The organism is Kitasatospora sp. MY 5-36, assembly GCF_001182915.1.
In the GTDB taxonomy this organism is placed as follows: domain Bacteria; phylum Actinomycetota; class Actinomycetes; order Streptomycetales; family Streptomycetaceae; genus Kitasatospora.
In genome coordinates, this window is sequence record NZ_LFVW01000547.1 from 1 (window position 1) to 7,920 (window position 7,920).

The window sequence follows — 7,920 nt, forward strand, 5'->3', positions numbered from 1 at the left end:
ACCCGCCGCCGAAGCGCCGGACGCCCCGGACACGCCCGTCCGGCACGCCCACTGGCGCGACGCCGCCCGGGTGCCGCCCGGCCGCGAACCCGCCGAACTCGGCTTCTGCGCCTCCGGCGGCGGCATCCGCTCCGCCTGCGTCACCCTCGGCGCGCTCCAGTCGCTGCGGCCGTGGCTGAAACGGGCCCGCTACCTGGTCTCCGTCTCGGGCGGCGGCTACACCGTCGGCGCGCTCCAGCTCGCGCTCAGCGACTCCGCGCCCGGCAGCCCGGTGCGCGCCGTCTCGGGCCTGACGGCCGACACCGTGATGGAGCCCGGGTCCCCCGAGGAGGACCACCTCCGCCGGCACGGCAAGTACATCGCCGACGGCGCGGGCGAATGGCTGGTCGCCCTCGGGACGCTGCTGCGCGGGGTGCTGTCCGCCCTCACCCTGCTGCTGGCCGCCGTCCTGACGCTCGGCCTCGGGCTCAGCCGCTTCTACCGGGCCGTGCCGCTCACCGACCTGAGCCACCTGGCGGCGGCCGGGCTGCGCCACGCCGGCGCCGTACCGGGGCCGTTGGAGCTCCGGGCACCGGCGCTCGCCGCCTTCGGCCTCCTGCTGGCCTCGGCCACCGGGTGCTGGCTGCTCTGGCTGCTGGCCTTCCCCTCGCTCGGCTGGCAGGCGCTGCTGCCACGGGCGCTGCGCAGGGCCAATCTCGGCCTGCTCGCCCTGGCCGCCCTGCTGGCCGTCGGGGTGCTGGTGGTACCGGGGCTGGCCTGGGGCGCGGTGCGGCTCCAGCAGGCGCTGGCGGCGGGGCCGCAGCTCACCGGCGCGGGGCTCGGCCTGACCGTGGCGCTCAGCTACCTGGCGCTGCTGCTCGGCATACTCTGGCGCGACCGCCGGACGCCCGGTCGGGGTGCCACCACGCCGGGCGCGGCGGGCCGGCCCCGTGTCAGCGGCGCCAGCCTCCCGCAGACCCTCGTGGTCTGCTCCGCCCTCCTGGCGCTGACGGCGGGTGCGCTGCTGGCCCTCGGCTGGGCGGTCGCCACCGGCTACGCCTGGCCGACGGCCGTCCAGGTGCTGCTGCCCCTGGTGCTCGGCGCGGTCGGGCTGAACCTCGACCAGACCTGGGTGAGCCTGCACCCGTTCTACCGGCTGCGGCTGGCCTCGGCGTTCGCGGTCCGGCGGGCCACCGAGGGCGGCCGGTCGGTGGCCCGCCCGTACCACTTCTTCCGGGAGCAGACGTGGCTGAGCCACTACGGCGCCCGGCACCCCGACTTCCCCCAGGTGATCTTCTCGGCGGCGGCCAACCTGTCGGGCAACTCCCGTACGCCACCGGGCCGTCCGGCGGCCTCCTTCTCGCTCTCCTACGACTACGTGGGCGGCCCGGACATCGGGTACGCGCGCACCGACCTGCTGGAGCGGCGCACCAGTGCGCACATCGCCCGGGACCTCACCGTACAGTCGGCGATGGCCGTCTCCGGCGCGGCCTTCTCCTCCGCGATGGGGCGGGAATCCCGCGTCTACCAGCGGCTGTTCGCGGTGACCAACGCCCGCCTCGGGACGTGGCTGCCCAACCCGGCGGTGCTCGGCCCCGACTGGTCCGGTCCGCCGGACTGGCGCCGCCCCGCGCAGCCCGCCGTCCGCCGCCTCCCGTACCAACTGCGGGAGCTGATCGGGCGGTTCCCGCCCGACGACCGCTTCCTGCTCACCACCGACGGCGGCCACTACGAGAACCTCGGGCTGGTCGAGCTGCTGCGGCACCGGGTACGGACGGTGGTCTGCATCGACGCCAGCGGCGACGCGGGGTACGCCACCAACCTGGCCGCCGCGATCACCCTGGCCCGCGAGGAGCTGGGCGTCGCCATCACCCTGCACGAGCCCGAGCTGCTGATCCCGGGCACCGCCGCCGACCGGCCCGCCGAGGGTGACGACGCGGACGGCCGCTCGGACGGCCGCGCGGACGACGGCGTGCAGGGCCGCGCGGGCCGCCGACCGCCGCTGCGCGGGCTCGCGGCGCAGCTCTCCGCCCGGCTCTCGGCCCGGGCGGTGGTCACCGGGGACATCCGCTACCCGGATCTGGACGAGGGGCCCGGGGCCGGCCGGCACGGCCGGCTGATCCTCCTCCAGGCGGTACTGACCCCCGGGATGCCGTACGAGCTGCACGCCTACGCGATGGCGAACCGGGCCTTCCCGAACGACCGCACCAGCGACCAGTGGTTCGACCACCAGCAGTTCGACGCCTACCAGACGCTCGGCCGCCACCTGGGAGAACAGGCCGCGCCGCTGATCGAGCAGGCACTGACCGACCAGGCGAGGGCCGACCAGGCGCGGGCCGGACCGGCCCCGGGCCCCACCGGGTCGGTGCCCGCACAGCCGACGCGCGACACCGACCCCGCACCGTCCGCCACGGCTCCCCCGGCACCGCGCCGCCCGGCCGAGGAGTAGCCGGGAGGCGACCGACGGATGCTCGAAGGGGGCTCGGCGAGCGGGCGACGGGTAGCCGACCGGTCCGCCGGTAGCCGGGAACGGACGGCGGCGGACGGTCGGCCCGGCTTGACTTCCTCCGCTTCGCTCGGGAAAGATCCGGCGCATGGACTCCGGCGCCACTCTGGTATGCCGCCTGCACGTCGATCTGCGACGCCAGGCGAGTTCCATCTGTGCCTGTTGACCTTGTTCTCCCCCGCCGGTCCCGCTCTGTGACGTCTGCCAGGGCCCGCGCCGCGCACCCGCAGTACTGACCCCGCCCAGCCCCGGCGCACCCTTGCGTGCCGGGCCGCCCCGTCGGCCCGCGCCCTCCACCGCCGCCGGACACCGGGCGCTTCCCACCGACGTTCCCGCCGCACCCGAGGACGCCCTCATGACTCTGAGCCCGAGCCCGAGCATCAGCCCCGGAACCCAGCCGACCGTAAACCCCGACAACACCCGCCCCGCCACCGCAAGCCCCACGAGCACCCCCGAGCCACCACCGACGCCGCCCGCCGGGGACACCCCCGCGCCGCTCACCCCCAGCACCCTGCGGACCATCGTCCGCGAACTGGCCGAGCGGCCCGAGGAGTGGATCCACCACGTCCGTCTCTCCACCGAGGAGCGCTGGTACCGGCGGCTGGCCGCGGACGACGACCACGAGGTGTGGCTGATCAGCTGGCTGCCCGGCCAGTCCACCGGCTTCCACGACCACGGCGGCTCGCGCGGCGCCTTCGCCGTCGCCCTCGGCGAGTTGGAGGAGCTGTCCCTCGGCGGGCCCGAGCAGGGCCTGCTGATCCGCCGGATCCCGGCCGGCACCGCCCGCGCCTTCGGCCCCGAGTACGTGCACGACGTGCGCAACACCGCCGTCGGCCCCGCCGTCACCCTGCACGCCTACTCGCCGCCGCTGAGTTCGATGGCGCACTACGACCTGCGGGCCGGCGGGCTCGTCCGCACCTCCGAGGAAGGACCTGAACAGTGGTGACCACGATCGACGACCTGGTGGAGCGGGCCCGGGAGGGCGTCCACCGACCGCGCGCCCGCGAGGCGTACCAGGCCCAGCTGGACGGCGCGCTGCTGGTGGACATCCGCCCGGCGGCGCAGCGGGCGGCCGAGGGGGAGATCCCCGGCTCGCTGATCATCGAACGCAACGTGCTGGAGTGGCGGCTCGATCCGACGGGCAGTCACCGGATTCCCGAGGCCTCGGGCTACGACGTCGAGGTGGTCGTGGTCTGCTCCGAGGGCTACGCCTCCAGCCTGGCCGCGGCCTCCCTGCGCGAGCTGGGACTGCACCGGGCGACCGACCTGGACGGCGGTTTCGTCGGCTGGGCGGCCGCCGGCCTGCCGACCCGTCAGGGCGGCTGAGCCTGCGGTCGCACCGCGTGCCGGGGCGGTAAATCAGGGACAGGAGATGATGCAGGTCATAGTGTGATCAGAGTTTCCGCTGGTCCAAAGCCGGGCAACCACGCGGGCGGAAGTACGCCCGGGCGCTTGAAACCGCCGCCACCGAACGACCCTGACCGAACGACCGAACGACCCAGGCGCCGCCTTTCCGGGGCGCCCTGACGAGGAAACTCCACGTGATCAGATTCGAGGGCGCGGGAATGCGCCACCCCGACGGCACCATCGCCGTCGAGGGACTGGACCTGGAGGTCCCGACCGGTCGGATAACCGTCCTGGTCGGACCGTCCGGCTGCGGGAAGACCACCCTGCTGCGCATGGTCAACCGGATGGTCGAGCCCACTTCGGGCCGGGTCCTGCTGGACGACACGGACGTCGCGGAGCTGGAACCCGCCAAGCTGCGCCGCGGCATCGGGTACGTGATCCAGCAGGCCGGGCTCTTCCCGCACCGCAAGGTGATCGACAACATCGCCACCGTCCCCTACCTGCTCGGCTGGGACCGGAAGAAGGCCCGCGCCCGCGCCGCCGAACTGCTCGAACTGGTCGGGCTCGCGCCCGAGACCGCCAAGCGGTACCCGTTCCAGCTGTCCGGCGGCCAGCAGCAGCGGGTCGGCGTGGCGCGCGCGCTGGCCGCCGACCCGCCGGTGCTGCTGATGGACGAGCCGTTCAGCGCGGTCGACCCGGTGGTGCGGGCCGGGCTCCAGGAGGAGCTGCTGCGGCTCCAGTCCGAGCTGCACAAGACGGTGCTGTTCGTCACCCACGACATCGAGGAGGCCGTCCGGCTCGGCGACCAGGTGGTGGTGCTGCGCGAACACGGCCGGATCGCCCAACTGGCCGACCCGCACACCCTGCTCACCACCCCCGCCGACGAGGGCGTGGCCGCCTTCCTCGGGCGCGACCGGGGCCTGCGCGGCCTCGCCCTGCGCCCCGCGAGCGGCGTCCGGCTCCGCCCGGTGGGCGACGGACTCCGGTACGGCGGCTGGGAGTTGGCCCTGGACGACGGGCGCCGCCCGATCGGCTGGATCGACCGCGACGCCGTCACCGCCGAGCTGCACCCGGCGGCCGCCTTCCGCCCGGACGCCGACACCCTGCGCACGGCGCTGGACGCCGCCGTCCTCTCCCCCGCCGGGGTCGCGGTCGCGCTGGACGCCGAGGGCCGGGTCACCGGCACCGCGAGCCGCGAGGCCGTCCTCGCCGCCCTGCGGCCCGACGCCTCCGGTTCGCCGGCCGCCGGTCCGTCTGCCACTGGTCCGTCTGCCACCGGTTCGCCGGCCGCTGATGCGCCCGTCCGCACCGACAAGCCCCCGGCCACCACCGGAGGCCACCCGGACGACACGGGCGGCCCGGACGGAACGGGCAGCACGGACGGAGCCGACGGTGGACGATGAACCGATCGTCCGCTGGTACTGGATCGGCGACCACCTCGGCTACCTGGGCCACCTGCTCGCCGACCATGCCGTGATCGCCCTCGTCCCCGTGCTCATCGGCCTGCTCCTGGCCGTCCCGCTCGGCCTGGCCTGCGCCCGCTACCCCCGGCTGTACCAGCCGCTCTCCGCCGTGTTCAACATCGTCTACGCGCTGCCCTCGCTGGCCGTGTTCGTGGTGCTGATCCCGTACACCGGCCTCGCCACCCAGGCGACGGTGATGATCCCGCTCACCTTCTACGCCCTCGCCGTGCTGCTGCCGACCACCGTGGACGGGCTGCGCGCCGTCCCGGACTCCGTCCGGCAGGCCGCCACCGCGATGGGGTACGGGCCGTGGCACCGGCTGACCTCGGTCGAGCTGCCCGCCGCCGTGCCGTACCTGATCGCCGGACTGCGGGTCGCGGCGGTGTCCAGCATCTCGCTGGCCAGCGTCGGCGCGCTGGTCGGTCGCGGCGGGCTCGGCTACCTGTTCGTCGACGGCTTCCAGCGCACCTTCCCGACGCCGATCCTGGCCGGCATCGTGCTGATCGCCGTCCTCGCGCTGGCCGTCGACCTGGTGCTGGTGGCCGCCCGGCGGCTGCTCGCGCCCTGGGCCGTCCGGGAGAAGGGAGCGGGCTCGTGAACTGGCTGAACTGGCTGAGCGACTTCTTCACCGACCCGGACCACCTCAGCGGGCCGGACTCGATCGTGCACCGGGTCTCCGAGCACCTGCTGCTCTCCGGCGCGGCCCTGCTGTTCGCGGCGCTGCTCGCCGTCCCGCTCGGGCTGCTGATCGGCTACACCGGGCGCGGCGTCACCGTGGTGACCGCGCTCGCGGGCGCCGCCCGCGCCCTGCCCACCCTCGGCCTGGTGACGCTGGCGGTGCTGCTCGCCGGGGTCGGCGACACCGCCGTACTGGTCCCGCTGGTCGCGCTCGCCGCGCCGCCGCTGCTGGTGGCCGCCGTCGAGGGGGTGCGCGGCACCGACCCGGACGTCCGGGACGCGGCGCGCGGCATCGGGCTGACCCACCCCCAGGTGCTGTGGCAGGTCTGCCTGCCCTCGGCCGCCCCGACCCTGCTGGCGGGCTTCCGCACCGCGACCGTGCAGGTGATCGCGACCGCCACGGTGGCCGCCTACGTCGGGCTGGGCGGCCTCGGCCGCTACGTCATCGACGGGCTGGCGACCCGCAAGTACGCCGTGACCGTGGGTGGCGCGCTGCTGGTGGTCCTGCTCGCGGTCGTCGCCCAGCTGTTCTTCGCCCTGCTCGCCCGGTTCGCGCTCCCGCCCGGGGTGCGCGCCCAGCAGCGGCCCCGCTGACTCCGTTCCCCCTCCCCTCCCGTTCCGGAAGGACATCTGTCACCATGTCGACAATCAACCGAAGCCGCCGCGTCGCCGCCCTCGGCACCCTCGCCGCGCTCACCCTCGGCGCCACCGCCTGCGGCTCCTCCGGCGGCAACCCGCTCGACGGGGGTTCGAGCGCCTCGGCCGCCGCGGGCGGCGCGGGCGGGTCCGGCTCGACCGTGGTGGTCGGCTCGGCCAACTTCCCGGAGAACGTCCTGCTCGGGTCGATCTACTCGCAGGCGCTCAAGGCCAAGGGCGTGAAGGTCCAGGAGAAGTTCAACATCGGCAGCCGCGAAGTGCTCTACGGGCAGTTGCAGAGCGGCAACCTCACCGTCCTGCCGGAGTACAACGGCTCGCTGCTCGCCCACCTGGACGCCAAGTCCACCGCCGTCACCACCCAGGACGTGAACGCGGAGCTCGCCAAGACGCTGCCCGCCACGCTGGGCATCCTCGAGTCCTCCCCGGCCGAGGACAAGGACTCGCTCAGCGTCACCCAGGAGACGGCCGACAAGGACAACCTCAAGAGCATCGCCGACCTCGCCGCCAAGGCCGGCGAGTACACCATCGGCGGGCCGCCGGAGTTCAAGAGCCGCCGCGAGCAGCAGCTCAAGGACGTCTACGGGCTGACCTTCAAGGAGTGGAAGCCCACCGGCGACGCCACCGCGAACGCGCTCAAGGACGGCAGCATCCAGGTCGGCAACGTGTTCACCACCGACCCGAAGATCGTCCAGTACAAGCTGGTCCCGCTGGCCGACCCGAAGAACATCTTCGGCGCCCAGAACGTCACCCCGCTGGTCAACAAGGCGGGCGTGGACGCGACCGCGACGGCGGCGCTCAACGCGGTGTCGGCCAAGCTCGACACGGCCGGGCTGGTGGCGCTGATGAAGCGCGTGTCGGTGGACAAGGAGGACCCGTCGGCGGTCGCCAAGGACTGGCTGAAGTCCAACGGCCTCGGCTGACGGCGATCCGGCCCGGCGGCCGTGGAGCGTGAACGCGGCGGCCCGGAGGAAGCTCCTCCGGGCCGCCGTCCGCCGTTCCGGAGGCACCGCCCCTGGGCTTTCCGGGTGCGCTCACGGGTGCGTTCCAGGTGCTTTCCGACCACTGAAGGGACCTTCCCTTCTGCGGCGCGAACATGACAGTCTGGGCGCCATGCGCACTCGTCTCCTCGCCGCCACCCTCACGGCACTCGCCGCGGTGAGCCTCGCTGCCTGCTCCAGCTCCGGATCGGACTCGGGCAAGGCCACCTCCGCGGCCGGCTCCCCCACCGCCCCCGCCGCCTCGGGCGCCGCGCCCTCCGACGCCGCCACGCCCGCGGCGACGACGCCCGCG

General features: G+C 74.5%; 8 protein-coding genes and 1 pseudogene. All 9 read left to right on the plus strand.

What is annotated here, in order from left to right:
* Window positions 1-2,428: hypothetical protein (locus tag AE652_RS29655; RefSeq protein ID WP_053112332.1), on the plus strand; the 2,428-nt coding region annotated here is incomplete at its 5' end.
* Window positions 2,429-2,573: 145 nt separating this feature from the next.
* Entirely contained in the window at window positions 2,574-2,651 is a 78-nt protein-coding gene (locus AE652_RS49555) for a putative leader peptide (protein ID WP_107086570.1), read from the plus strand.
* Between the two features lie 189 nt (window positions 2,652-2,840).
* Window positions 2,841-3,431 carry a cysteine dioxygenase family protein gene (locus AE652_RS29660; protein ID WP_082346055.1) on the plus strand — a complete coding sequence of 197 codons (591 nt, stop codon included), beginning with the start codon at window positions 2,841-2,843 and terminating at the stop codon, window positions 3,429-3,431.
* On the plus strand, window positions 3,425-3,811 hold the full coding sequence (locus AE652_RS29665; RefSeq protein WP_049657033.1) for a rhodanese-like domain-containing protein: 387 nt from the start codon (window positions 3,425-3,427) through the stop codon (window positions 3,809-3,811). Before AE652_RS29660 ends, AE652_RS29665 begins: the two co-directional genes overlap by 7 nt.
* 215 nt (window positions 3,812-4,026) lie before the next feature.
* Window positions 4,027-5,235 (plus strand): ABC transporter ATP-binding protein, encoded by a 1,209-nt coding sequence (locus AE652_RS29670; protein WP_082346056.1) that lies wholly within the window; start codon window positions 4,027-4,029, stop codon window positions 5,233-5,235.
* On the plus strand, window positions 5,225-5,893 hold the full coding sequence (locus tag AE652_RS29675; RefSeq protein ID WP_049657035.1) for an ABC transporter permease: 669 nt from the start codon (window positions 5,225-5,227) through the stop codon (window positions 5,891-5,893). The genes AE652_RS29670 and AE652_RS29675 overlap by 11 nt, the downstream gene beginning before the upstream one ends.
* On the plus strand, window positions 5,890-6,567 hold the full coding sequence (locus AE652_RS29680) for an ABC transporter permease (protein WP_049657036.1): 678 nt from the start codon (window positions 5,890-5,892) through the stop codon (window positions 6,565-6,567). The genes AE652_RS29675 and AE652_RS29680 overlap by 4 nt, the downstream gene beginning before the upstream one ends.
* A gap of 44 nt (window positions 6,568-6,611) precedes the next feature.
* Window positions 6,612-7,550 carry an ABC transporter substrate-binding protein gene (locus tag AE652_RS29685; protein ID WP_049657038.1) on the plus strand — a complete coding sequence of 313 codons (939 nt, stop codon included), beginning with the start codon at window positions 6,612-6,614 and terminating at the stop codon, window positions 7,548-7,550.
* A gap of 190 nt (window positions 7,551-7,740) precedes the next feature.
* Window positions 7,741-7,920: pseudogene (locus AE652_RS46680) on the plus strand (hypothetical protein); the annotation flags it as partial.

What these genes read in the sequence shown, in the direction of transcription:
- AE652_RS49555 (WP_107086570.1), top strand. Translation starts at nt 2,574, where the DNA reads ATGGACTCCGGCGCCACTCTGGTATGCCGCCTGCACGTCGATCTGCGA.
- AE652_RS29660 (WP_082346055.1), top strand. Translation starts at nt 2,841, where the DNA reads ATGACTCTGAGCCCGAGCCCGAGCATCAGCCCCGGAACCCAGCCGACC.
- AE652_RS29685 (WP_049657038.1), top strand. Translation starts at nt 6,612, where the DNA reads ATGTCGACAATCAACCGAAGCCGCCGCGTCGCCGCCCTCGGCACCCTC.